Raw genomic sequence first — 25616 nt, 5'->3', positions numbered from 1 at the left:
GTAGCGAATAGCGAGGTGTCTGTTTTATGCTGCGTGCATTTAAAATGGAGGCCATATGATTAACAACATGTTCAAAGCTGTAACTGCAGCTGCTTTAATACTAGGTTGTAGCGCGGTGCAAGCAACTATTGTCGAAGTTAAAACCAATTTAGGCAGCTTTGAAATCAACTTATTTGATCAAAGCACGCCGGTAACCGTAGAAAACTTTCTTACCTATACTAATGCCGAGCGCTTTAACAATACGGTAATTCATCGTTCAGTACCTGGCTTTGTCATTCAAGGTGGTGGTTTTAAATTTGAACAGCAACTACCCTTAAAAGCCACTACCACTAATGCAGCTATTGTTAATGAGCCTAAATGGTCAAATGTACGTGGCACTATTGCCATGGCAAAGCTTGGAGGGCAGCCTAATAGCGCGACTAATCAATGGTTTATTAATCTAAACAATAATGCCGCTAATTTAGATAAGCAGAATAGTGGTTTTACGGTGTTTGGCCAAGTTAATGCCCAGGGTATGGAAGTGATTGATGCCATGGCGGCACTAGCTCGGTTTGATTTTCCTGCCACGCAAGACTTACCGTTACAAAACTATACTACTGCGGATCGCGATAACAATAAGCCTTTAGTAGCGAGTAATTTTATTACCATAGAAAGTATTACTGTGGTTGATGCTAGCCCAAATACTGACGCTAATGTGACAAAAGTGCCAACTACCGCATCAAGCAACAATAATCCTGCCGTTATCAACTCAGGTAGCACTGGTTTAATCTCTATATTTGCTTTAATGCTTCTGGCTATTCGTCGCTGGGGTATGAAATAAGGCGTATAACTGAAATTAAATAAAGGTCCGGTTTTAGCAATTGAACACGCTAAAACCGGACCTTTAACTTTATATTTTACGTAGCGAGTTTAAGCTAAAAGCATAAGCGGTTGAAAAAGCTGTTTCTTGAAAGATTTTTAAACCGGTGGCTTTAAAGTCAATTTGTAGCGGATTACGTTTAAGCAGTTCTTTTAATTCAGAAGCTGACATTAAGCTGCAACGGCAGTCTTTTATCAGCTGTAATGCAGCTTCAATTTTAAAGCCTACAGCACCACCGGCAAACTTGCCTTTTTGTGGCCGCTCTTTTATCACTAATTGTTCAATTTTATAGTCTTGAATAAACTTAGCGAAAGTAAATTGAAAATGCTGCATCTGTTCACTATCGGCATCTTTACTCAGGGTAAAGCGCGTTTGGCGACATTCTGGTAGCTCAAATAAACCGTCTTTTAAAACCATAAGACATATAATGGCTTCATTGGCTTTTATTTCTATTCCGCATACGCGCATGAAAATTCCCTCAATTAAGGTTTAGTTAAAGTATGCTGATGATTACTAATAATATTACAGCTTTGTTTTAACGGCTCACCAAACAGAATTGGATTAAAATCTCCGCTAATACAATAGTCTTGTTGAAACTTCAGCAGCGCTTCAATACTTGCCGTCGCTTTTTCTAATTGCTTTCGTTGACCTTCGCCCCATTGCTCTGCAGCAGCCATCAATTCCTTCTTCACTTGGCGTAAGGCTGCCTGCTTGTTGTCGCCTGCATCTGCCATTTCATCCATGAATAAACCATATAATTTTTCTTTATGTGGCCGGATAACATCATGATCCGAAAAGGTTAACACCAGTAAAAAAATAACAATGATCCAGAAAAATTTTTTCATAGTCGGCCCAAATTAGCTTTATTATTATTGTTAGTTGGCTAATGCCCGTCGTCATTATTATGACTCGTGCGATGTTAATTAGCGGCCATTATAACGGCTCTCGCTATTGTAACGAATAGTTATCCGACATGCACCGTGGTTTGTATCGTTACTCGCAAGTAAAAACCGTTTTAAATGATAGCCTAAACTAGTGAATTAACGCGTTCAACGCTATTTTTGCTAGGTTAGATCAAAATATTTTCCTGTACATAATGGTATACTAGCTAACAGATACAGTAAGCAGTAATAAGGAAAAACCGTGGATCAGCAAAGAATAGATGTTAAAAACATTCCCGCCCATGTTGAGATCCATAAACCTGATCCTGCTAAAGCCACACCTTATAGTGCGAGAAATCGTATTTATGTTCGGGCGGTAACAGGAATACACCAAGCCATTCGCCGTTATATCGGCTTTCTTTCGATGGCCGCGTTTATGATATTGCCGTGGATCCAATACCAAGGCCATCAGGCTATTCTGCTGGATATTGGTGAACAGAAATTTACATTGTTTTCGCTCACCTTATGGCCACAAGACTTTACTATTTTGGCGTGGATTTTTATTATTTCTGCTTATGCACTGTTTTTTATTACCGCCCTTTATGGTCGGGTCTGGTGTGGGTATTTATGCCCACAAACCGTATGGACCTTTATCTTTATTTGGTTTGAAGAAAAAATTCAAGGCACTCGCAACCAGCGGATTATGTTAGATCGTGAGCCGTGGACTTGGTCAAAATTTGCCAAAAAAGCCCTAACCCATGCTTGTTGGCTGGGTTTCTCGTTACTCACGGCCTTAATTTTTGTCGGTTATTTCACGCCAGTATGGCCGTTATTTAAACAGTTTTTTACCTTTCAAGCCGGCTTTTGGGCGGTGTTTTTTGTCTTTCTTTTTACTTTTTGTACATATGGCAATGCCGGTTGGATGCGGGAAATTATGTGTACCCACATTTGCCCGTATGCCCGCTTTCAATCCGCCATGTTTGATAAAGATACTTTTACCGTGAGTTATGATGAAAAAAGAGGCGAAAATCGCGGTCCGCGTGCCCGCAAAGATAAAGATTATAAAGAAAAAGGCTTAGGCGACTGTATCGACTGTAACTTATGTGTCCATGTTTGCCCTACCGGCATCGATATTCGTAACGGCTTGCAATATGAATGCATTAACTGCGGTGCCTGTGTCGATGCTTGTGACGATACTATGGATAAAATGGGCTACCCACGTGGCTTAATCAGTTACACGACTGAACACAGCTTAGCCGGTAAAAAAACTAAAGTGATGCGACCAAAACTACTGGGCTATATGTTAGTGCTAGCTATAGTTACCAGCGCTTTTGCTTATACCTTATATAGCCGCGTGCCCATGGAGTTAAATATTATTCGTGACCGTGGCGCATTATTTCGTGAAACCAACGAAGGCTTAATCGAAAATACTTTTACAGTGATTATTTCTAATAAATCCCAGCAAGCCGTCGACTTTGCATTAAGCCTAGATAGTGACGTTAAGTTTAACTGGATTGGTTTAGATCAAGTAAGGCTAAATGGCGGCGAAACGCGTAGTGTTCCCATTAGCTTAGCTATTGACCCCTATAGCGTAGAACAAAACAAAATTGAGTTTAAAATAAAAGTGCAGCAAATGGATGATACTGGCGTTAAATTGATTAATAAATCGACCTTTTATGTCGGACATTAATTCTGCCATGGCGACTTTTGATTTTAGCACCTTACAACCCGAGCTTATTATTGATGCCTTGCAGCACCTAGGTCTCGATGTTAGCTCAGGCTTATTAGCCCTTAACAGCTATGAAAATCGGGTGTATCAATTTAGTGCTTACCAAGGCACTGCTGAAAAACCTGTTAAGTTTGTGGTTAAATTTTATCGGCCACAACGCTGGAGTCTGGCTCAGTTAGAAGAAGAGCATCTATTTGCTTTTGAACTTGCTGACGCAGACGTTCCCGTGGTGGCGCCACTCCTTTTACACGGCCAATCTTTACATAGCTATCAAGGTTTCTACTTTGCTGTTTACCCCAGCCGTGGCGGTAGAGGCTTAGAAACGGATAACGACCAGCACCTAGCTATGCTTGGCCGCTTTATCGGCCGATTACATCAAGTTGGCAAAGCTACAAAATTTCAACATCGGCCCAGCTTTAGCATAGAAAGTCAGCTATTAGACAGCCAAACTATTTTACTAGCCTCGGGATTTATCCCTAACTATTTGCAAGCTTCGTTTACCACTGCCTTACAACAAGTTATTGACCTAGTTAAGGTGCAATATAAGCCTAAATCGTTAATCCGTTTACATGGTGATTGCCACGCCGGTAATTTATTTTATGTTGACCAAGGTCCGTTTTTTGTCGATTTAGATGATTGCCGCATGGGCCCAGCCATCCAAGATTTATGGATGATGCTATCGGGCGATCAACGCCAACAACGCGATACGCTAGAATTATTATTAGAAGAATATGAACAGCATTGCGACTTTGATCCTGCAGAGTTAAGGCTAATAGAACCGCTACGCGCCATGCGCATGGTGCATTATATGGCTTGGTTAACTAAGCGTTGGCAAGATCCTGCCTTTCCAATGAACTTTCCATGGTTTAATACAGACAAATACTGGGAGCAACAATGCTTAGTATTAAAAGAGCAACTGTATTTATTGCAACAGCCGCCGCTTTCACTAGTGCCACAGTACTAAATTTTGTTAAGCTGGATGCCGAACGCTAATTAAGGAATTATTTTCAGATGAAAAAGCTGTTTACGATATTACTGTTAAGTTTAACCCTTCCTTTCGCGGCTTTAGCCAGTGAGTTTGAGCAAGGCAAGCATTACGATGTGATTGCAAATCCTAACAGCAGTGCCAAACCTGAAGTGGTAGAGTTTTTTTCATTCTATTGCCCACATTGCGCTAACTTTGAACCTATAGCACAACAACTTGAGCAACAATTACCGGCCGGTAGCAGTTTTACTAAAATGCATGTTGATTTTATGCGTGCAGCCCCTGCAGAGTTACAAAACAATTTAGCTCGAGCGTTTTTAGCTGCTGATCGCCAAGGTAAAAAACACCAAGTCATTGACGCTATTTTTCAGCATATTCATGGCAAACGAGAAAGTTTCACCAGCCCAGATCAAATTCGCCAAGTAGCCATAGATGCGGGTGCTGATGCCAGCGCTTATGATGCTGACATTAATAGCTTTGCCGTTATTAATGCCGCCGACTTTATGAAGCAACAGCAAAACAAATATACTGCCCAAGGCGTATTATCCGGCGTACCTATGTTAATTGTTAATGGTAAATACAAAATTAACTTTCAACATTTAGAAGGCGATTTTGCAGCTGAACTCACTAAGTTAGTTAATTATTTACTTGAAAAATAAGATTAAACCCAGCATAAATACTATGCCATTCAGGCTGCGTAAGTAAGTTCTGAATATAATCAAAAGCATTAATTAAAATTATTGAAAGCAAAAAGGATGGAAGTAATGATTAAACGCGCAGCGATTTTACTGTTATCGGTCTTGTTACCTTTGACGGTGCAAGCGGATAAGTTTGAACAAGGTAAACATTACGACGTTATTGCTGAACAAGTATCAGCTCGGCCTGAAGTAAAAGAATACTTTTCATTTTATTGCGGTGGCTGTAATGCTTTTGAGCCGGTAGCACAAAGTATTGCCGCTAAATTACCTAACAATACTGAGTTTAAAAAAGTCCATGTCGACTTTATTCGTGCCGCCTCACCTGAAATTCAAAATATGTTAGCTCGCGCTTATTTAGTAGCAAAAAACCAAGATAAAGGCGATGAAGTGGCCTCAGCCATATTTAATCAAATTCATCAAAATCGTATACCTTTCAGCAACGAAAATGATATTCGTAGTTTAGTGTTATTACACGGCATAGATGGCGATACTTACGATAAAGCGATTAAAAGTTTTTCGGTGATGGGTGCTGCCAGACAAATGAAAAAAGAACAAGATGAGCTAAGTAAAAGCCGAGTATTAAGTGGCGTGCCTATGCTTATCGTTAACGGTAAATATAAAATTAATAACGCTGCTTTAGATAGCCGCAACTTTCAACAAGAAATGCAGCAGTTAATCGACTATTTACTAGAAAAAGATCAAGTTAAAAGCTAATTAACCTTAAGACGTTTTAGCTTTATAAAGCCGCTGTTTAGCGGCTTTTTGCTTTGAGTTTTTATACTCAGGATTAACTTAAAAGGATTTAACCTTGCCTAAAGTATTCAATATTATTTTTATCCTCGCACCCATTTTAATCTGGCTGCTGCTAAGCGTATTTAATGTCAGTTTTGCTTGGCTGTATTCCCCTGACTATGTCATTTATAACTTGTTAATGTCCGCATTTCTGTTTTTGGTTTTTATTATTGGTGTAGCTAGGCAATTCGCTCAAGCTAAATATTATCTAGTGTTTATAGGTAGCTTTGTGTTTATCAGTTATCAATTATTCTCATGGAGCTTTAGAGGGGTTAATTTCGTGGATAAGCTTGCTCTATCCGATCAGCAAAGCTTAGTGCTTGCTCATCAAGGTGGCGGCGCTATTGGCGAAGATTATCTACAGGTTATTTTAGTCAAAAAAGTAAATCCAGTTTTGATAACAACGACGATTTTGCATAGCTTTGACTACAGCGCTAAAGGCCAATTTGGTCCGTACTCTACAGAAAATAATACTGTGGCTATTAATTATGAAACATACGGTAAAGGATCGACTCAAGCCGGTATAAAAACCTATGAGCTAATACTAAATAAAACAAAGTAAGACAATGCAAATTTAGCGAATGGTAATGTTAGCGCATGCTTAACATGTATTAGCACTGGCGACATTAGCCAAGCAGAGTTTTACAATAAAGAAAAACCGCTAGTATTAGCGGCTTTTCTATTAATCAATAATATTGATTATTGACGTACACCTTCAATAGATATGGTTAGCTCTACTGTTTCTGACGCAGGGCCTAAATTTGTTTTAATATTAAAATCGGTTAATTTTAATGTGGTCGTGCCTGCAAATCCGGCACGGTAACCACCCCATGGATCATCACCCATACCAATAAAGTCAGCTTTAATAACAATACTCTTAGTTACGCCGTTAAGCGTTAAGTCGCCCGTTATATCGGTTGCACCTTCAGCAGTACTGACAACTTTTGTTGAAGTAAAGGTTGCCTTAGGATGCTTGCTCGAATTTAAAAAGTCTGCACTGCGAATATGCTTATCACGTTCAGCATGATTACTATCTACACTGGCGGTGCGCAATGTGACATTAACTTTGCTCGCTTCAGGATGGTTTTGGTCATAGCTAAAAGTACCATCAAAGTCTTTAAAAGTGCCGTATAACCAGCTATAACCTAAGTGACTAATTTTAAAATTAACAAAGGCATGCTGGCCTTCTTGGTCGATTTTATAATCTGCAGCTATTGCAGCTCCACTACTTAATACTGAACCTAACAACAATGCAGCAAGCGTTTTTTTAATCATGATATTTCCTTAACTTTAGTCAATAAATAATTATTTAGGCGCAATGCCCAACATACGTTTTAGCGTTTCATCTCGATCAAATAGATGATGTTTAAGCGCTGCCAAACCGTGTAGTCCGGCAAAAACAACTAAACTCCAAGCGGCATAATAATGAACAAATCCTGCAACATCAGCTTGATTAGGTAACCCTGACAGCACCGCAGGAATTTCAAACAAACCAAACACACTAATACCACGTCCATCTGCAGTTGAAATAAGATAACCTGACACTAGTACTGCAAAAACCATGATGTAGAGTAAACCGTGACCTAAACGACTTAATAAGCGCACCCGCGCAGAGTGACGGCTTAAAGCCGCCGGCGTTGGCGTAAACAACCGCCACAAAACTCGCAGCAGCATCAGGCTAAAAACTGTCACGCCAATACTTTTATGTAAAGCCGGCGCAGATTGGTACCATTCACTGTAATAATTGAGATCGGTCATCCACAAACCTAAACCAAACAACGCAAACACCGCCGCAGCGACCAGCCAATGCAAAACAACACTTATTAATCCATATTGGTTCGAAGAATTACGCCACTGCATGTCAGTTCTCTTTTATTGCTGGTATCAAATTACTGATGCCATATTACGAATACTATAATTCTAATATTAGTTATTATAGTTAATATAAATTGATAAGAAGCGCTAAATATTGGTGATAACCATCAACATTTTAGATGAATACAGGATGTATTAGCTTTCAAGGGGTCAGAACACTTGAAACGGTTTGTAATATAGCCGGCTATTATTGCATTTGTTATTGATTAGTCGCGGGGAAAACCTTTATCTGCTGGTACTCTGATTTTGTGGTAGTTGAATTGTCAGCAGCGCTATCAGCGTAAACTAATATTACTTCACCTTTTTCAGTTAACTGTAAAAAAGCTTCGTAAGCAATGTCTTCTCGCTGTAATAGCTTTTTTCGCGCTAATAGCAGGCTTTTTGGTGCCACAAAAACAGATACCTCACCGGTAAAATAAGCGCGCTCTAGCCAATAAATATCTGCATCCTTGCTGACATAGCTAATAACCGAAATATTTTGCCTGACGGGCAAAAACATTAGACTAAATATCAACAACGTTAATATGATGATCGGTGTTTTGGCTAAGCTTTTATGCCAAAGTAGCACGATTAAGTAATAAACAATAAGCGCCAATAAAATCCAAACAGTTTGACCGGTATTACCCGTTACCTCGGTTAAAAAGCCGACACCAAACACGTTTAATTCGATTACAGCCAAAAAGGGTAATAAATAAATAGCCAAACGCTTCAACTTCGAAGTCATACGTCCCTCATTACTATCCAACAATGTTAGCCGTTATGCCTTCAATCCTAGCACTCTTCTATTTAAAGTTTAAATTTTATTGATGTATTCAAAATAGGCTTTCATTTTTCTACTAATAAGCGGGTCACACACACAATAAAAAGGCACCCTAAAGTGCCTTTATTTATGATCGAGGTTTACTATTTATCTGTCATCGACATTTCTTTATTGAGTCGATAGATGTTGTAGTGGGTGGTCTCAAAATGATCACTCCAGTCTTTCCAGAACTGCATGGCTTTTTTCTCACTACCCAAGTGTTTAACCATCAAGCTGTTAAACTTCACTTCGGGTGGTGTCATGGCGGCATAGTTATCATAGGCGATAGCTAAGTGCATACCATATTCACCAGAAACCGGATAACTCCAACTCCAGCTATATGGCCATTTTTGGTCTTTAGCGACATCACTGATCGTTTTCAGTGCTTTTTCAATATCTTGGCCGTGTCCTTGCTTAAATTTATAGTAAGTTACACCAACAAAATTGGCACTAACACCTTCTGGCCAGTGACTGTTTTCCATATCTAAAATAGACATGTAGTGGCTATAATGAGCCACTTTATCATCAACGTTACTATTCCAATCTTTCATCGGGTCTTTTTCCATGACCCACTTGTCGTAGCTATCCATATCTTTCCATTCAAAGCAGCAGCTACGAATTAAATAACTATTTAGTTCGTCACCCAGTACCGGTGTATATACCTGCCAGACTCTAGGATCACCTAATGTTTTGCGATGAGCGATATGATCTGCGAATGATTTAGCGAAGGCTTGTTCCATGCCATCTTTGGGCTGCATTACCCACATATCAGACAACATTTCTTTTTCTTGCGCCTGCACATGGCCTACCGCTAATAACAGCGGAACAAACAGCCACAGTAGTTTTGGACTCAACTTCTTCCGTAAATTCATGGTGTTCTCCTTTCAATTTCACATATGTGACTAGGACACACCAAACAGCAACTACCAGAATACAAGCGTATCTTAGTGGACTAAGAATAGTAAAAGCGGCTGTTTTAGCCATTATTTGCTAGAACGTTTTAGTATTAAAATGGTGTTTTAACAATTAATCGTGCTAAAGCAGTATGCGCTTGTTCATGCGTTGCGCTACATATGCTGAAATATTAAAGCTGAGAGTTTTCGCCTTCAAGACGGATTGTTATTGATAAAATATATATAATCGCTAAATTAGCAAAATAGACATTGATAATATTAGGCCAGCCATCTCGTATTAGTAAAATATTTGGATCAGGATAGTTATCAGTAATTAATAGTTAAGAGTCATAGTTATGAGAAATAGACATGAGTAAAAGTAGTACCGGTCATCAGGCCTATCAGCAACAAGAGCAAGGTTACCGTGACAAGGCATTAAAAATGTACCCTTGGGTATGTGGCCGTTGTGCCCGCGAATTTGTGCACTCTAATTTACGCGAGCTAACGGTGCATCATGTTGATCATAACCATAGTAATAACCCTGCAGATGGCAGTAACTGGGAATTACTCTGTATTTATTGCCACGATAATGAACACAATAAATTCCACGAGTTCGTTATGTATGGCGGCACCACCGAGCAAAAAGTGGCCGCAGCCACCCACAACCCGTTTGCCGATCTAAAAGCCATGTTGAATAAACCCAAGTAATGCGATAAACCCGCCATTGGTACACTAGCAAGAATTGTCTGTTTGAGACTAAACAGACTCTACATGCCGCATTTTTGAATTCTGGAGATTTTATGAGTAACAGGCTTAAAGTGCCTCATACCCTAATTTTATTATTAGCCATGATGGTCACCGCTTTGATTGCTACTTGGTTAGTACCTCAAGGTTTTTTTGATATCACATTATCTGAGTCAGGCCGGGAAATGGTGGTCGCCGGCACCTATCAAACCGTAGCTGAACGGCATTACCTGACGCCCTGGGATCTCCTTACTGCTATTCCCCGTGCTTTTGCTGCCGCCCAAGATGTAATATTTTTTGTGTTGATTGTTGGTGGTGTGTTAGCTATTGCTCGGGCAACGGGCACGGTTGACGCCCTAATTGGTCGCTTACTTGAACGCCATGGCAAACAGCCACAACGACTCATTTTTATGGTGATATTTTGTTTTGCTATGGCCTCAAGTAGCATAGGTACTGCCGGTGAGTATATTCCGTTTGTTTTAATATTAGTGGCGCTGTGTAAAGCCATGCGACTGGATGCCATGACGGCTGTCGGTATGATCGTTGCCGGTTACGGTATTGGTTATGGCGTATCGGCGTTTAACCCTTTTACCGTGCTTATAGCCCAACAAATTGCTGAAATTCCTGTTTACTCTGGGCTGTGGTTGCGTTTAGCCATTTTTGTACCTTTTGTCTTAATTGGCTTTCATCATGTTTGGCAATACACCAAAAAAGTTGCCAAGGATCCAAGTCAATCTATGATGCTAGATGTGCTATGCCCATTAGCCAAACAAACCGCACCTGATTATCCTGCGCTAGCGCTACGGCATAAGCTTATTCTCGGCAGCTTTATGGCCACTCTGGCTATTGCAGTCTGGGGCATAGCGACTAAAGGTTGGTATTTATACGAGCTAGGCGGCGTCTTTGTTGCTTGGGGAGCATTAGTCGCAGTCTTAGGTCGGTTAACGGCCGATGAAACAGCTGAACGCTTTATAGAGGGCGTATCAGACTTAGTGACCACAGCAATATTAATTGGTGTCGCCCGCGGTATTGCCTTGATATTAGAAGATGGCCAAATTTTGCATAGTATTGTCCATGGTATGTCTTTGCCGCTGTCTTATGTTAGCGCTGAAGTATCCGCCATTGGCATGTTAATTATTCAAACTGTACTCAATACCTTTATACCTTCTGGTTCTGGCCAAGCCTTTGTCACTATGCCATTAATGGCGCCTTTGGGTGACTTAGTCGGCGTGCCGCGGCAAGTTGCGGTACTGGCATATCAATTTGGTGATGGTTTTTCTAATATGATTATCCCCACCAACGCAGTTTTAATGGGTATTTTAGGCATTGCAGGGGTACCTTACGGCCATTGGTTCCGTTTTTGTTTACCGCTGTTACTTAAGTTGCTGTTAGCCGCCTCCATTGTATTAGTGTTAGCTGTGCTATTTGGTTATGGCTTGGATGTGCAACCAACAGTAATACTGCCTTAATCCGGTCTCGTTAATTACGGTTTTATCTTTAAAGAAATTACCGCGTCAGAAATAAAAAAGTCCAGTGTGCTTGTTATGGCATCACTGGACTTTTTAGTTTGGCTGCAGTTTACTTTATTAGTAAAGCCTCTTAACTACAAAACTTTACTCAACCGTCACCGATTTAGCTAAGTTACGTGGCTGGTCAACGTCGGTGCCTTTGATGATGGCAACGTAGTAGCTAAGTAACTGTAGCGGTAAGGTGTAAACGATGGGCGCCAGGATCTCGTCAACGTGCGGTACGTTAATAACGCGCATGGTGGCGTCTGATTTAAACTGGGCGTCTACATCGGCGAATACATATAAAATACCGCCACGAGCGCGCACTTCTTCTACGTTTGATTGTAGTTTTTCTAATAAGTCGTTATTAGGTGCGACGACAATAATCGGCATATTGGCATCAATTAGCGCCAGCGGGCCGTGTTTTAGCTCGCCTGCGGCGTAAGCTTCAGCATGAATATACGAGATTTCTTTTAGCTTTAATGCGCCTTCCATTGCGATAGGGTATTGATCGCCACGGCCTAAGAACAAGGCATGGTGCTTATCGGCAAATTCTTCCGCTAAGGCTTCAATTTGTGGCGCCAGCGCTAAGGTTTGTTCTAATTTAGCCGGTAAGCTTTTTAAAGCATCGGTGAGTGCAAGCTGTTTTTGGTCAGTTAAGCCGTTATATTTACCAATCGCTAGCGTTAACATGGCTAAGCCCACTAACTGAGTGGTAAAGGCTTTAGTTGAAGCCACGCCAATTTCAGCGCCAGCACGGGTCATAAAGGCTAAGTCAGATTCACGTACTAACGATGAACCCGCTACGTTACAAATGGTTAAGCTACCTAAGTAACCTAAGTCTTTAGCTAAGCGTAAGGCCGCTAAGGTATCAGCTGTTTCACCTGATTGAGAAATACTGACTAATAAGCTATTTGGTTGCACAAACGATTTGCGGTACCGGAACTCAGAAGCAATTTCGACATTACAAGAAATACCGCCTAACGATTCTAACCAATAACGCGCTACCATACCTGAGTGATAACTGGTACCACAGGCAACAATTTGCACGTGCTTAACTTGCTTAAATAACTCGGCTGCGCCATTACCAAAGGTTTCGTCTAGTACGCTATCGTTACTTAAACGGCCTTCTAAGGTGTTATTAATGGCGTTTGGTTGCTCGTAAATTTCTTTCATCATAAAGTGCCGATATTGGCCTTTATCGCCGGCATCGTAGCTAACATTAGACTCATGAACTTCACGCTCAATGGCATTACCGTCTTTATCGAAAATGCTCACGCTGTGGCGAGTTATTTCAGCCACATCGCCTTCTTCTAAGAATATAAAACGACGAGTAACCGGTAATAGGGCTAATTGATCAGAGGCGATAAAGTTTTCACCAATACCTAGGCCAATAACTAATGGGCTGCCTGAACGGGCAACAACAATTCGCTCGGCGTCAGTGGTGTCTAATAACACGGTGCCATAAGCGCCATGTAACTGTTTTACACTGCGTTGTACGGCTTGTAATAAACTGCTGGCTGTTTTGCGCTCTTCTTCAACTAAGTGAGCAATAACTTCTGTATCGGTATCTGAGCTAAAGATATAGCCTTTAGCGGTTAAGGCTTCACGCAGCTTATGGTGGTTCTCGATAATACCGTTATGAACAACGTTAATATTGCTAGAAACATGAGGATGGGCATTACGCTCGCTTGGTTCGCCGTGTGTTGCCCAGCGTGTATGAGCAATACCGGTACCGCCTAACAAAGGCTCAATAGCAATAGCGTCGGCTAATTCTTTTACTTTACCTAAGCGACGTACTCGCTGTAATTCACCATTATGGACAATAGCAACACCGGCGGAGTCATAGCCACGGTATTCTAAACGGCGTAAACCTTCGACTAAAATATCAACTACATCGCGCTGTGCTACAGCTCCAACAATCCCACACATATTATTTTCTCCAAAATTTTTGTATTCGTTTAGCTAAATGTACGTTATCTGTTTAATAGCTATGCCGCTACTCTGATAACCGTTACACCTTGCTGTTCAATTTTTTTCGCATCTGCGACAGATAAGCCTTGATCGGTCACCAGTACTTTTACCTTTGACCAAGGTAGTTCTAAATTATGTATTTTTCGGCCTAGCTTATCGGATTCCAGCATAACGATGACTTCACGCGCCACGTCGGCCATGACTCGGCTTAAACTATATAGTTCATTATAAGTAGTAGTACCGCGATCTAAGTCGATACTGTCTGCGCCTATAAACAATTGATCAAAATCATAAGCACGTAACACTTGTTCGGCTAATTGGCCTTGAAAGGCTTCTGATTGCGGATCCCAAGTACCACCGGTCATCAATAAGGTGGGCTCGTTTTCTAATTCACGTAATGCATTAGCGACAGCCAACGAGTTAGTCATTACCACTAAACCACGCTTAATGGATAACTCAGGCAGTAAGGCAGCGGTAGTACGACCGCTATCAATAATAATTCGGTAATGATCTTTAATTAACCCTGCGGCGGCTTTAGCAATGGCAATCTTTCGGGTTGAAACTTGCTGTAAACTGCTTTCGCTAACAAAGTCTTGTGGTACTGGCACAGCTCCACCATACACGCGCAGCAGTAATCCGGCTTGTTCTAATACGGTTAAGTCTTTACGTATGGTTACTTCAGACGTTTTAAAGTGATCAGCAAGCTGCTCAACAGAGAGTTCGCCTTGCTGTTGCAGCTGACTAACAATTAAATGTCGACGTTGCTGAGTATTTCGCTTATTCATGCTTCTGCTTCAATGACCTTTCACTTATCTTTCGATTAACTTTCGAACAAGCTTCGAAACGAAAGGTATTTTACTGTATGCCTTTACGAATGCAACAAAAATATCCGCATTAGTAATGATAACTATTTGCATTTGTCTTTTGTTCATATTATAGTTTGTGTAGTCAACGGAGTGACACTGTGTTTTCAGGATGGATTCTCTGGTCGTTGTTTACTTGTCTTGTACTACATTAAGGGGTGGGTTTTGCCACCCCTATTTTTATGGCTACTTGCTATCTTTTACCCTAGCCAGTAATTTGCTTTAGTTACTTGGACTAAAACGTAGACTGCCATTTTGTACTGCCATATTTAAAGGCACTTGTGATAGCAGTTTCATGGTCGGGTTAGTGGTATCTAAACGATAAACCGGGTTGTCTGCTAAAAAGCCATTTATTAACTGTAGTAATTCAGAATTGACTGGTTTTAAATTACCCCGATATCCGGCGGCATCTATATTTGAGCTAATTAAATTTACTGAGCGTAAAAACACTGCCTGCTTTTCTGCATCGTAATAAGGTGCACCCTCTACTTGCAAGTTCATTTCTGCTGGATAACTTAAACCAAATAATGACAACACCGCGCTGGCGCTAGTATCTAAGCGAACTAAATCACTATTATCTGGACCAATAGCAACTTTCATTTTATCTACCTGTAACCGTAAAGGTATACCGGCAGCAGTGGCTTGATGGGTTAACTTGGGTATTTGCTGTGCCAGCATTTGCTCTAGATCTGACTCAGACACTGAATAACTGGCAATCGAACCTAACTGGGCACAACTGGCTAATACTAGTACGCTCAAAAGTACGCTTAGTGCTATCAGTATTTTCTTCATTTTTTAACCTTATTTATCAACTCAACGAGTGTTTTTATTATTAAGCATAGTGCAACATAACGCTTTCAGCTGACGTTAAGCTGAATATTACGGTTGTTAGCCGTAAAACTGATGCGACCAGCCAAGCTAAGTTGTCTTTGCTATTTTAAGTTGTGTTATGCTCAGCCTCGCTTTTTCGCTTATATTTATAACGCATAACGAGAATTATTATGTCACTTGTTCTTAAACTGATTGCCGGCATAGTGCTGGGTATACTCGCTGGGCTTTACGCGCCAGTTTGGTTAGTACAATTGCTATTAACCTTTAAAGGCTTATTTGGTGAATTATTATTTTTTACCATTCCTTTATTAATCTTATTTTTTATCACCAGCGGTATCGCAGCTTTGCCGCGCAACTCAGGTAAGTTACTGGGCCGCACGCTAACGATTGCTTATTTATCAACGGTTGTTGCCGGTACAGTAGCCTTTTTTGTTGCTAGCTTAGTTGTGCCCATGTTTACTACTGCAGCGCAGCATACGGCAAGTGTAACCGGGACCATTATCGAGCCGTTTTTACGCATGGATATTCCACCGGTTTTTGGTGTAATGACAGCGTTAGCATTAGCCTTTATTTTTGGTTTAGGCATTGCCTCTACCCAAGCTGAGCAATTAAAGAAAATATCGGATCAAGGTCGCGATATTATTCAGCTGTTACTAGAAAAGGTTATTATTCCTTTATTGCCACTATATATTGCCGGTGAATTTGCCCAAATGGCCGTTGCTGGTACGGTTTTCACAACCTTAAAAACCTTTGGTATTGTGTTGCTGTTAGCGGTTGTTATGCATTGGCTGTGGATTATTACTCTTTATACTATCGCGGGTATTAAAGCCGGTAGATCGCCGTTTACCTTAATCAAAAATATGCTGCCAGCGTACTTTACGGCATTAGGTACTATGTCGAGTGCAGCCACTATTCCGGTAGCGTTACAAGCGACTAAGAAAAACGGTGTAAAACCCGACGTCGCTAACTTTACGGTGCCGTTATGCGCCACTATTCATTTATCCGGCTCAACCATCACTATAGTAACGTGCGCTATGGCAGTTATTACCATGCAAAATGGCTTAGAAATGCCGTCGTTTGCCACTATGTTGCCGTTTATCTTTATGTTGGGTGTAGTGATGTTAGCTGCGCCGGGTGTTCCTGGTGGTGCGGTGATGTCTGCTGTAGGCCTATTAGGTTCTATGCTGGGGTTTGGCGAAGCTGCAGTAACCTTAATGATAGCCCTGTATATGGCACAAGACAGCTTTGGAACAGCCTGTAACGTCACCGGTGACGGTGCTATTGCCGTGTTGGTAGATAAAAGCTGAGAAGTCTACAATCAACAATAGTTCGATCTCGCTTTAACCGGTTGCAATGCCCGCTTCGGCTCCCCACAGTAACTCGTCCTTTGCCTTCGGCAGGACTCAGACAACCTGTGGTGACCGATTCGGGATTCCAACCTACTATGAAATCAGCGACTACTGCGCACATACAAGAATCGGTTTAGCCAAAACTAACCGTTGCAGCCCCGGACGGGCGGAAACGAGCCCCCAGGGATGGGTTTACGGCGTGTTAGCGTGGGAAAGCCGGTTCGTGTTTAAACACTAATTTACCAACATAAAGCCACAAGTATCTATTTTTTGATTTTTACAGGCCGTTGCCAATCAGCAATATGACGTTGCTTGCCTCGGGCGACGACTAACTCGCCATCAGCCGCATCACGAGTTAATACTGAACCTGCACCGACAGTTGCGTTAACACCCACAGTGACTGGAGCCACTAACGAACTGTTAGAGCCAATAAAAGCGCCGTCTTTGATAGTGGTGACAAACTTATTAGCGCCATCGTAGTTACAAGTAATAGTGCCCGCGCCTACATTCACTTTGCTGCCAATTATGGCATCACCTAAATAGGTTAAATGATTAGCTTTAGAGCCTTGGCCTAAAGTAGTCTTTTTCATTTCAACAAAGTTACCCACATGACTATCGTCTAGCATAACTGACGCAGGTCGTAAGCGAGCAAAAGGACCTACAGAGCAATTAGCGCCTACAGTGGCTTGTTCTAGCATAGAGTTAGGTTTGATTTCCGTATTATCGCCCACCGTCACGTCTTTAAGAATACAGTTCGCGCCAATAGTGACGCCTTTACCTAACACCACTTTACCTTCGAAGATAACGTTAATGTCGATCATGACATCATTGCCTACTTCAACGCTGCCACGGACATCAATCCGTGCAGGATCGCGTAAGTTTGCGCCAGCAAGCATTAGTTCGTTAGCTTTGCGTTGTTGGTAAGCGCGTTCTAATGCCGCTAATTGAATGCGGTTATTGGCGCCTTCCACTTCCATGGCATCGCTTGGGTGGGCAGTAGTAATTTCCACGCCTTCGCTGTTGGCCATGGCAATAATATCAGTTAAGTAATATTCGCCTTGAGCATTACTATTGGATAACCGGCTTAGCCAGTTTTTAAGCTGCTTACCAGGCACCGCCATAATGCCGCTATTAACTTCATTAATAGCTAACTGCTCGGCGTTGGCATCTTTTTGCTCAACAATACCGACTACTTGGCCATTTTCTCGCACGATACGACCATACCCGGTCGGGTTAGCTAGTTTAACCGTTAAAATCGCCACACCATTGGCTGGCTTGACATGCAATAATTGCTTTAAGGTATCCAGCTCGGTTAACGGTACATCGCCATATAATACTAATACGGTATCGTTATCAGCAATATTATCACTAGCTTGCGCCACAGCATGACCCGTTCCCAATTGTTCGGCTTGTAACACCCAATGTAAGGGTTGTTCACCTAAGGTGGCTTTTAACGCTGCTGCACCATAGCCATATACCAACTGTGGCTTAACTGCCCCTAAAGCACGGGCTGTATCAATAACGTGCTGTACCATGGGCCGTTCAGCTACTTTGTGTAACACTTTAGGTAAATCAGATTTCATCCGCGTGCCTTTACCAGCAGCCAGAATCACTACATTTAACGCCATAACAGAATCCCTGTAAAAATGTGTCTTTAATCAAGTAAGGTGCAATAATACGGTTATTTTAATAGATATTGCCGCAGATTACAGGATTAGGGTGAAGTTTTGCTGAATATTAATTTTGTTGGCTTTTATAACGGCAGCTATAGATGGTGCTAGGGATAATGAGAACAATGTTGTAAGACGTCATGCTACTGTGGCTATTAGCAACAAAAAAGCCACCCGTAGGTGGCCTTTTATAAGACTAAACTTATTTTTTTCGCAGTTGGCGTATAACACGTAATTGCGCTATAGCTTCTGCTAACTGACCTGCAGCTTCAGCATAATTGAAGTCTGCACCAGCATTTTTCATTGCTTCTTCAGCACGTTTCTGTGCGTCTAAAGCAGCTTGTTCATCTAAGTCTTCGCCGCGTACCGCGACATCGGCTAATAGCGTAATATTATCAGGCTGTACTTCTAAAATACCGCCTGCAACATACATTACATGCTCTTCACCGAACTGTTTAACGATACGGACCATGCCAGGTTTCAGGGTGGTGAGAAACGGGGCGTGAAAAGGTAAAATACCTAACTCGCCCTCACTGCCTGTGACCTGCACTGATTCGACAAGGCCTGAGAATAATTTTTCTTCGGCACTTACTACATCTAGTTGCACTGTCATCGCCATCACGCTCTCCTAAAGCCTAACTTACAGCTTTTTCGCTTTTTCGATCGCTTCGTCGATAGAACCTACCATGTAGAACGCTTGCTCTGGCATATGGTCGAACTCGCCTTCCAAAATACCTTTAAAGCCACGAATAGTTTCTTTTAACGGAACATATTTACCAGGTGAACCAGTAAATACTTCAGCTACGAAAAACGGCTGAGACAAGAAACGCTGAATTTTACGCGCACGGTATACTGAAGTGCGGTCTTCATCAGACAATTCGTCCATACCTAGGATAGCAATAATATCTTTCAGCTCTTTATAGCGCTGTAAAACCGATTGCACACCACGAGCAACATCATAATGCTCTTTACCGATAACCTGTGGATCTAACTGACGTGAAGTCGAATCCAGTGGGTCAATCGCAGGGTAAATACCTAAAGAAGCAATGTTACGGCTTAATACAACCGTCGCGTCTAAGTGCGAGAATGTTGTTGCTGGTGATGGGTCAGTTAAGTCATCGGCAGGAACATAAACGGCTTGGATAGACGTGATTGAACCGGTTTTAGTCGACGTAATACGCTCTTGTAACATACCCATTTCTTCAGCCAATGTTGGCTGATAACCTACCGCTGAAGGCATACGGCCTAATAAGGCTGATACTTCAGTACCGGCTAAGGTATAACGGTAAATGTTATCGACGAAAAATAGTACGTCACGGCCTTCTTCACGGAATTTTTCAGCCATAGTTAAGCCGGTTAACGCTACGCGTAAACGGTTACCTGGTGGCTCGTTCATCTGACCGTACACTAACGATACTTTATCTAGTACGTTAGAGTCTTTCATTTCGTGATAGAAGTCGTTACCTTCACGAGTACGCTCACCAACACCAGCAAATACTGAGTAGCCACTGTGCTCGATAGCGATATTACGGATAAGTTCCATCATGTTTACGGTTTTACCTACACCGGCACCACCGAACAGACCAACTTTACCACCTTTAGCAAACGGGCATACTAAGTCGATAACTTTGATACCAGTTTCTAATAACTCATTTGACGATGATTGCTCTTCGTATGTAGGAGCTGCACGGTGAATAGACCAACGTTCTTCTTCACCGATAGGGCCCGCTTCATCGATTGGCTCGCCTAATACGTTCATAATACGGCCCAGTGTAGCTGTACCTACTGGAACCTGAATTGCTTTACCGGTATTTGCCACAGCTGCGCCGCGACGTAAACCATCTGTTGTACCTAATGCGATTGTACGAACTGTACCGCCACCAAGCTGTTGCTGAACTTCCAGCACTAAACCAGCCAGATCACCGTCAGTCACGTTTAACGCGTCATAGATACCAGGTACCGCGTCTTGTGGAAAATCGATATCCACAACGGCGCCAATAATTTGGACGACCTTACCTTGACTCATGATGTTTCCTCAAATTTCTCAAAACTGTTTACCTTAGCCTACAGCTGCCGCACCTGCGACAATCTCGCTAAGCTCCTGGGTGATCGCGGCCTGACGCGCTTTGTTGTACGCCAATTTCAGGTCGTCCATCAAGTCGCCGGCGTTATCGGTTGCGGCTTTCATTGCAACCATACGTGAGGCGTGCTCACTGGCTGAGTTTTCTACCACACCTTGATAAACTTGCGATTCAACAAAGCGGTCCAATAACATATCAATAATAGGTTTTGGATCCGGCTCGTATAAGTAATCCCAGTTATGCTCTCTTGCTGCGATGTCTGCTTTAGGCAAAGGTAATAGTTGATCGATCACTGGCTCTTGCTTCATGGTATTAACAAATTTGTTATACACCAAAAATAAGCGATCAATTCGGCCTTCATTATATGCTTGTAGCATAACTTGAACCGAACCAAGCACATCAGCCAAACGTGGTACGTCACCTGAACCCGCCTGTTGCGCCATTACTTTACCACCAAAGCGACGGAAAAAAGTGGTGGCTTTATTACCAATAACGGCAAATTGCGCATCAACACCTTTATCTTTCCAGCTTTTCAGGTCAATAATAACTTTTTTAAACTCGTTGGTATTCAGGCCTCCACAAAGTCCACGATCAGTAGAAATAACAATATAGCCAACCTTTTTCACTTCACGATCCGCTAAATACGGATGGCGATATTCAAGGCTACCATTTGCCACGTTACCAATCACTTTGCGCATACCTTCAGCGTATGGGCGTGTTGCAGCTACCCGCTCTTGCGCTTTGCGCATTTTGCTGACCGCAACTTTTTCCATAGCACTGGTGATCTTGCGAGTATTATTAATACTCCCGATCTTACTTTTTATCTCTTTACCACCGGCCATGACTGTATCTCCGTTTCATTCAACGAATGGGGGTGGACTAGCCACCCGCATTGCTTACCAGGTCTGCGTTGCTTTGAATTTCTCAATAGCAGTTTTAAACGTAGACTCGATTTGGTCGTTGTAGTTACCGGTTTTATCGATTTCAGCCATCAGCTCAGCGTGTTCTGCTTTCATAAATGATATTAACGCAGCTTCAAAATCAAGGATTTTGTCTACTTCGATATCTTTCATAAAGCCTTTTTCGATAGCAAAAATTGATACACCCATTTCAGCAACAGACATCGGGCTGTACTGTAACTGTTTCATCAGTTCAGTAACCTTTTGACCGTGCTCTAACTGGGCGCGGGTTGCTTCGTCTAAGTCAGATGCAAACTGCGCAAACGCAGCAAGTTCTGAATATTGCGCTAACGCTAAACGAATACCACCACCTAGTTTTTTGATGATTTTTGTTTGTGCTGCACCACCTACCCGCGATACTGAAATACCGGCGTTTACCGCAGGGCGAATACCCGCGTTAAATAAGTCAGTTTCTAAGAAAATTTGACCATCGGTAATAGAGATTACGTTAGTAGGTACGAATGCTGAAACGTCACCGGCTTGAGTTTCGATAATTGGTATAGCCGTTAATGAACCGGTTTTACCTTTTACTTCGCCGTTAGTGTATTTTTCAACATAGTCAGCATTTACACGTGATGCACGCTCTAATAAGCGAGAGTGTAAGTAGAATACGTCACCTGGGTAAGCTTCACGGCCTGGTGGACGACGTAATAGTAAAGAGATTTGACGATAAGCAACTGCTTGCTTAGACAAGTCATCATATACAATTAGCGCATCTTCACCGCGGTCACGGAAGTATTCGCCCATGGTACAACCAGAATAAGGGGCTAAGTACTGTAATGCAGCCGCTTCAGAGGCAGAGGCCACAACTACGATAGTGTGAGCTAACGCATCATGGTCTTCTAATTTGCGTACTACGTTAGCAATAGTTGACGCTTTTTGGCCAACCGCTACGTACACACATTTAACGCCAGTACCTTTTTGGTTGATGATGGCATCAATAGCTAATGCGGTTTTACCGGTTTGACGGTCACCGATTAACAATTCACGCTGACCACGACCAATAGGAATCATCGCATCTACAGACTTATAACCGGTCTGCATTGGTTGATCTACTGATTGACGTTCAATTACGCCTGGAGCGATTTTTTCTACTGGTTCAAAACCAGCAGCATCAATTGGGCCTTTTCCATCGATAGGTGCACCTAGCGTGTTTACTACGCGACCTAATAAATTTGGACCAACTGGTACTTCTAAGATACGGCCAGTACTTTTTACTTTTGTACCTTCCGTTAAGTCCGCATACGGACCCATAACTACAGCACCAACTGAATTTCTTTCTAAGTTCAGTGCGATAGCGTAGCGATTACCAGGAAGCTCAATCATTTCACCTTGCATACAATCTGCAAGACCATTGATACGAATAATACCGTCAGTTACTTGAACGATAGTACCTTCGTTACGAGCTTCACTGACCACTTCGAACTGAGCGATACGACTTTTGATCAGTTCTGATATTTCAGTGGAATTCAGTTGCATTCTCTGTTCCCCAATTACGACTGCAGCGCAGTTGCTAAACGATCCAGCTTGCCGCGGATCGAGCCATCAATAACCATGTCACCTGCTTTAATTAGCAAACCGCTAACTAAGCTAGGATCAACGCTACAGTTCAATTTAACTTTGCGTGCCAAACGTTGCGTTAATGCTGCAACTAACTTGTCTTTTTCCGCAGTATCAAGTTCAGTAGCAGAAACGACAGTGACGTCGATTTCTTTTTCGTGCTCTGCTTTTAACTTGGCAAAAGTAGTTAGTACTTCAGGCAACGCCAACAAGCGATGATTTTCTGCCATCACTTTAATGAAGTTATGACCGTGCTCATTAAGTTGCTCACCACAAACATGAATAAACATACCAGCCTGCTTTTCAGCAGTAGCGTTAGCGTTTAAATACGCGCTAACTTGGTCGTTTTTTGCTGTTTCTGCAGCAAATGTCAACATCTGTAGCCAAGCTGGTAACGCATTTTGCTCTACAGCAAAATCGAACGCAGCTTTGGCGTAAGGACGAGCAATATTAGTCAAATCAGACATAGCTCTTCCTCATTACAGTTCTTGAACCAATTTATCCAGAATGTCGCTGTGAGCAGCTTCATCTATAGAACGTTGCAGAATTCTTTCTGCGCCAGCGACTGCTAAAGCAGCAACTTGTTTACGCATATCTTCACGTAAACGATTACGCTCAGCGGCAATTTCTGCTGTGGCTTGCGCCAAAATAACTTCACGTTCTGCATTTGCTTTATGCACGGCTTCATCAATCATTTTCGCTTCGCGTTTTTTCGCTTGGTCAATAATTTCTGCAGCCTGAGCTTTAGCGTCTTTTAACTGATCTTTAGCTTTATCTTGCGCTAACGCCAAATCTTTTTCAGCACGATCAGAGGCCGCTAAACCATCAGCAATTTTACTTTGGCGCGCTTCGATGGCATTCATCAAAGGTGGCCATACAAACTTCATACAAAACAGTACGAACACCGCGAATGCGATTAATTCGCCTAACAGAGTGGCGTTTAAGTTCACGACCGCTCCTCCTTAGTTGACAGTTGTTCGGATTAACACAAGCTTCAATTACATTGCGAACAACATGAACATAGCAATACCTACACCGATCATTGCTACGGCATCGATAAGACCTGCTAAGATGAACATTTTAACTTGTAGTGAAGGTGCTAATTCTGGCTGACGTGCACAAGCTTCTAAGAACTTACCGCCCATGTTACCAAAACCTAATGCAGTACCGATTGCACCGAAACCGATTAATAACGCAACAGCGATTAATTTGATAGCTTCAGGCATTGATAAGATTGATTCCATTTTTTTTCTCCGATATTTCTATAGTTAAAGTTAAAGTTAAAGTTTATAAAAATTAGTGATTATCTGAACTGGCCATACTTAGATAAACAATGGTTAGCATCATAAAGACAAACGCTTGCAATGTAATAACTAATATATGGAATACCGCCCAAGGGAAGTGCAGTGGTAACTGCGCTAAACCTACTGCACCGATCAAGATGAAGATCATTTCACCGGCATATAAGTTACCGAATAAACGTAATGCTAGTGAAAATGGCTTGGCGAACAAAGCGATAGTTTCTAGCAAAAAGTTGAACGGAATTAAGGCAATTTGTAACGGTACATTTTTAGTGTTAAATGGGTGTAATGTTAGTTCTTTTATAAAACCCAATACACCTTTAATACGAATTGAATACCCGATCATCAATATAAACACGCCTAAGGCTAAACCGGCGGCTAAGTTGATGTCAGTAGTAGGTACGAATTTCATATAGACGTTACCTGGTTCAACGCCCATTGCTTGTTCGCCAACTAAACCGGCTAATGCTGGTAAAAAGTCAACTGGAATTAAATCCATTAAGTTCATTAAAAACACCCAGACAAAGATTGTCAGTGCCAGTGGTGCTATTAATTTACTTTTACCGTGATAGGTATCTTTTACGTTATCAGCGACAAAGCCCACTATCATTTCAATAAAGCACTGTAGTTTTCCTGGTACGCCCGTGGTCGCTTTTTTAGCTGCACTACGGAAGATCCATAAAAACAGCACCCCTAAAATAATAGAGTACGCTAATGTATCGATATGCCATGTCCAGAAACCAGCCTGATCACACGCTTTGTTAAATGCAATACTGCCATCGACAGAACACATTTTCGCGTTAACTAGGTGGTGCTGAATATGACTAGAGAGAGTTAACTCTTCACCTGCAGCCATGTTTCATCCCATTGTTAATGTTTAAAAAAAACTGGTGCTGTCCATTGTGCTATTAGCGTCAGCATAAAACCGGTTAAAAATGCGCCATAAACCAGTTGTTGCTGTGAAAAAACCAAGGCTAACAGCACAGCGGATAAAATTAATTTTAGTGACTGGCCGCGCATAAATGCCATCACGACTAAGTTTGGGTTATCTGCTGCACTAAAGCGAAAAGCAAAAAACGCAAACACTAAATTTGGTATAACAGCGACTAAACCGCCTTTAAATGCTGACTTAGCCGTAAATGCATCACTGGCTATAAAAAAAGCCAACGCAATAACCCCGGCTACAGCTAATTGGCCTAAAACCAACATATAAGCTGACTTACGTGCAGCTTTAGCACTGATATCAGACATTATCTTGCCCCCCT

28 protein-coding genes are annotated in these 25616 nt (G+C 41.9%); 9 read left to right on the top strand and 19 right to left on the bottom strand.

Annotated elements, in window-relative coordinates:
- Nucleotides 1-55 precede the first annotated feature (55 nt).
- Entirely contained in the window at nucleotides 56-820 is a 765-nt protein-coding gene (locus tag BI198_RS01320) for a peptidylprolyl isomerase (RefSeq protein ID WP_141728821.1), read from the top strand.
- Between the two features lie 69 nt (nucleotides 821-889).
- On the opposite strand, the gene BI198_RS01315 is transcribed toward BI198_RS01320, so the two are convergent.
- Both BI198_RS01315 and BI198_RS01310 read right to left on the bottom strand, forming a co-directional pair.
- Nucleotides 890-1327 (bottom strand): DUF3010 family protein, encoded by a 438-nt coding sequence (locus BI198_RS01315; RefSeq protein WP_070047923.1) that lies wholly within the window; start codon nucleotides 1325-1327, stop codon nucleotides 890-892.
- A 14-nt stretch (nucleotides 1328-1341) separates the two neighbouring features.
- On the bottom strand, nucleotides 1342-1704 hold the full coding sequence (locus BI198_RS01310; RefSeq protein ID WP_070047922.1) for a hypothetical protein: 363 nt from the start codon (nucleotides 1702-1704) through the stop codon (nucleotides 1342-1344).
- 298 nt (nucleotides 1705-2002) lie between these two features.
- Between BI198_RS01310 and ccoG the strand changes: the two genes are divergently transcribed.
- The 5 genes from ccoG to BI198_RS01285 all read left to right on the top strand — a co-directional run bounded on the left by ccoG (nucleotide 2003) and on the right by BI198_RS01285 (nucleotide 6506).
- Nucleotides 2003-3430: a cytochrome c oxidase accessory protein CcoG gene (ccoG, locus tag BI198_RS01305; RefSeq protein ID WP_070047921.1), complete on the top strand. Its 1428-nt coding sequence runs from the start codon at nucleotides 2003-2005 to the stop codon at nucleotides 3428-3430.
- Nucleotides 3417-4433 (top strand): serine/threonine protein kinase, encoded by a 1017-nt coding sequence (locus BI198_RS01300; RefSeq protein ID WP_235605192.1) that lies wholly within the window; start codon nucleotides 3417-3419, stop codon nucleotides 4431-4433. Before ccoG ends, BI198_RS01300 begins: the two co-directional genes overlap by 14 nt.
- Nucleotides 4434-4480: 47 nt before the next feature.
- Nucleotides 4481-5113, top strand: coding sequence for a thiol:disulfide interchange protein DsbA/DsbL (locus BI198_RS01295; protein WP_070047920.1), 633 nt, complete (start codon nucleotides 4481-4483; stop codon nucleotides 5111-5113).
- A gap of 105 nt (nucleotides 5114-5218) precedes the next feature.
- Nucleotides 5219-5866, top strand: a complete 648-nt coding sequence (locus BI198_RS01290) for a thiol:disulfide interchange protein DsbA/DsbL (RefSeq protein ID WP_070050540.1) — start codon at nucleotides 5219-5221, stop codon at nucleotides 5864-5866.
- Between the two features lie 94 nt (nucleotides 5867-5960).
- Nucleotides 5961-6506, top strand: coding sequence for a hypothetical protein (locus tag BI198_RS01285; RefSeq protein WP_070047919.1), 546 nt, complete (start codon nucleotides 5961-5963; stop codon nucleotides 6504-6506).
- A gap of 137 nt (nucleotides 6507-6643) precedes the next feature.
- On the opposite strand, the gene BI198_RS01280 is transcribed toward BI198_RS01285, so the two are convergent.
- The 4 genes from BI198_RS01280 to BI198_RS01265 all read right to left on the bottom strand — a co-directional run bounded on the left by BI198_RS01280 (nucleotide 6644) and on the right by BI198_RS01265 (nucleotide 9490).
- Nucleotides 6644-7219: a YceI family protein gene (locus BI198_RS01280; RefSeq protein WP_070047918.1), complete on the bottom strand. Its 576-nt coding sequence runs from the start codon at nucleotides 7217-7219 to the stop codon at nucleotides 6644-6646.
- Between the two features lie 30 nt (nucleotides 7220-7249).
- Nucleotides 7250-7804 carry a cytochrome b gene (locus BI198_RS01275; protein WP_070047917.1) on the bottom strand — a complete coding sequence of 185 codons (555 nt, stop codon included), beginning with the start codon at nucleotides 7802-7804 and terminating at the stop codon, nucleotides 7250-7252.
- Nucleotides 7805-8018: 214 nt separating this feature from the next.
- Nucleotides 8019-8543 (bottom strand): hypothetical protein, encoded by a 525-nt coding sequence (locus BI198_RS01270; protein ID WP_070047916.1) that lies wholly within the window; start codon nucleotides 8541-8543, stop codon nucleotides 8019-8021.
- A gap of 179 nt (nucleotides 8544-8722) precedes the next feature.
- Nucleotides 8723-9490, bottom strand: coding sequence for a hypothetical protein (locus BI198_RS01265; RefSeq protein WP_070047915.1), 768 nt, complete (start codon nucleotides 9488-9490; stop codon nucleotides 8723-8725).
- 390 nt (nucleotides 9491-9880) lie between these two features.
- On the opposite strand from BI198_RS01265, the gene BI198_RS01260 reads away from it, so the two are divergent.
- Nucleotides 9881-10219 (top strand): YajD family HNH nuclease, encoded by a 339-nt coding sequence (locus tag BI198_RS01260; RefSeq protein ID WP_070047914.1) that lies wholly within the window; start codon nucleotides 9881-9883, stop codon nucleotides 10217-10219.
- Nucleotides 10220-10311: 92 nt separating this feature from the next.
- Entirely contained in the window at nucleotides 10312-11724 is a 1413-nt protein-coding gene (locus BI198_RS01255; protein ID WP_070047913.1) for a YfcC family protein, read from the top strand.
- 144 nt (nucleotides 11725-11868) lie between these two features.
- Here the strand turns inward: BI198_RS01255 and glmS are convergent, their stop codons facing one another.
- From glmS to BI198_RS01240, 3 genes are all read right to left on the bottom strand, one after another.
- Nucleotides 11869-13695, bottom strand: coding sequence for a glutamine--fructose-6-phosphate transaminase (isomerizing) (glmS, locus tag BI198_RS01250; RefSeq protein ID WP_070047912.1), 1827 nt, complete (start codon nucleotides 13693-13695; stop codon nucleotides 11869-11871).
- A gap of 59 nt (nucleotides 13696-13754) precedes the next feature.
- Complete coding sequence (locus BI198_RS01245; RefSeq protein WP_070047911.1) at nucleotides 13755-14522, bottom strand: DeoR family transcriptional regulator; 768 nt, start codon at nucleotides 14520-14522, stop codon at nucleotides 13755-13757.
- Between the two features lie 300 nt (nucleotides 14523-14822).
- The gene (locus tag BI198_RS01240; protein ID WP_070047910.1) at nucleotides 14823-15392 is read right to left on the bottom strand and encodes a DUF1439 domain-containing protein; all 570 of its coding nucleotides are present in this window, start codon (nucleotides 15390-15392) and stop codon (nucleotides 14823-14825) included.
- Nucleotides 15393-15601: 209 nt separating this feature from the next.
- On the opposite strand from BI198_RS01240, the gene BI198_RS01235 reads away from it, so the two are divergent.
- Nucleotides 15602-16738 carry a dicarboxylate/amino acid:cation symporter gene (locus BI198_RS01235; protein WP_070047909.1) on the top strand — a complete coding sequence of 379 codons (1137 nt, stop codon included), beginning with the start codon at nucleotides 15602-15604 and terminating at the stop codon, nucleotides 16736-16738.
- A 305-nt stretch (nucleotides 16739-17043) separates the two neighbouring features.
- Here BI198_RS01235 and glmU read toward each other — a convergent pair whose 3' ends face one another.
- The 10 genes from glmU to BI198_RS01185 all read right to left on the bottom strand — a co-directional run bounded on the left by glmU (nucleotide 17044) and on the right by BI198_RS01185 (nucleotide 25602).
- The gene (glmU, locus tag BI198_RS01230; RefSeq protein ID WP_070047908.1) at nucleotides 17044-18408 is read right to left on the bottom strand and encodes a bifunctional UDP-N-acetylglucosamine diphosphorylase/glucosamine-1-phosphate N-acetyltransferase GlmU; all 1365 of its coding nucleotides are present in this window, start codon (nucleotides 18406-18408) and stop codon (nucleotides 17044-17046) included.
- A 244-nt stretch (nucleotides 18409-18652) separates the two neighbouring features.
- Nucleotides 18653-19069, bottom strand: coding sequence for a F0F1 ATP synthase subunit epsilon (locus tag BI198_RS01225; RefSeq protein WP_070047907.1), 417 nt, complete (start codon nucleotides 19067-19069; stop codon nucleotides 18653-18655).
- Nucleotides 19070-19090: 21 nt separating this feature from the next.
- Entirely contained in the window at nucleotides 19091-20476 is a 1386-nt protein-coding gene (atpD, locus tag BI198_RS01220) for a F0F1 ATP synthase subunit beta (RefSeq protein WP_070047906.1), read from the bottom strand.
- A gap of 33 nt (nucleotides 20477-20509) precedes the next feature.
- Complete coding sequence (gene atpG / locus BI198_RS01215) at nucleotides 20510-21373, bottom strand: F0F1 ATP synthase subunit gamma (RefSeq protein ID WP_070047905.1); 864 nt, start codon at nucleotides 21371-21373, stop codon at nucleotides 20510-20512.
- 54 nt (nucleotides 21374-21427) lie between these two features.
- A complete protein-coding gene (gene atpA, locus BI198_RS01210; protein WP_070047904.1) occupies nucleotides 21428-22969 on the bottom strand; it encodes a F0F1 ATP synthase subunit alpha in 1542 nt (513 codons plus the stop codon).
- A 14-nt stretch (nucleotides 22970-22983) separates the two neighbouring features.
- Nucleotides 22984-23517: a F0F1 ATP synthase subunit delta gene (gene atpH, locus BI198_RS01205; protein ID WP_070047903.1), complete on the bottom strand. Its 534-nt coding sequence runs from the start codon at nucleotides 23515-23517 to the stop codon at nucleotides 22984-22986.
- 12 nt (nucleotides 23518-23529) lie between these two features.
- Nucleotides 23530-24000, bottom strand: coding sequence for a F0F1 ATP synthase subunit B (atpF, locus tag BI198_RS01200; protein WP_070047902.1), 471 nt, complete (start codon nucleotides 23998-24000; stop codon nucleotides 23530-23532).
- A 48-nt stretch (nucleotides 24001-24048) separates the two neighbouring features.
- Nucleotides 24049-24294 carry a F0F1 ATP synthase subunit C gene (gene atpE, locus BI198_RS01195; protein ID WP_070047901.1) on the bottom strand — a complete coding sequence of 82 codons (246 nt, stop codon included), beginning with the start codon at nucleotides 24292-24294 and terminating at the stop codon, nucleotides 24049-24051.
- 52 nt (nucleotides 24295-24346) lie between these two features.
- Nucleotides 24347-25207, bottom strand: coding sequence for a F0F1 ATP synthase subunit A (gene atpB, locus BI198_RS01190; protein ID WP_070047900.1), 861 nt, complete (start codon nucleotides 25205-25207; stop codon nucleotides 24347-24349).
- A gap of 14 nt (nucleotides 25208-25221) precedes the next feature.
- Nucleotides 25222-25602 (bottom strand): ATP synthase subunit I, encoded by a 381-nt coding sequence (locus tag BI198_RS01185; RefSeq protein ID WP_070047899.1) that lies wholly within the window; start codon nucleotides 25600-25602, stop codon nucleotides 25222-25224.
- Nucleotides 25603-25616: the final 14 nt, after the last annotated feature.

It is taken from the genome of Rheinheimera salexigens (assembly GCF_001752395.1).
Classification (GTDB): Bacteria; Pseudomonadota; Gammaproteobacteria; order Enterobacterales; family Alteromonadaceae; genus Alishewanella; species Alishewanella salexigens.
This window is presented reverse-complemented; position numbering and strand designations above follow the sequence as displayed.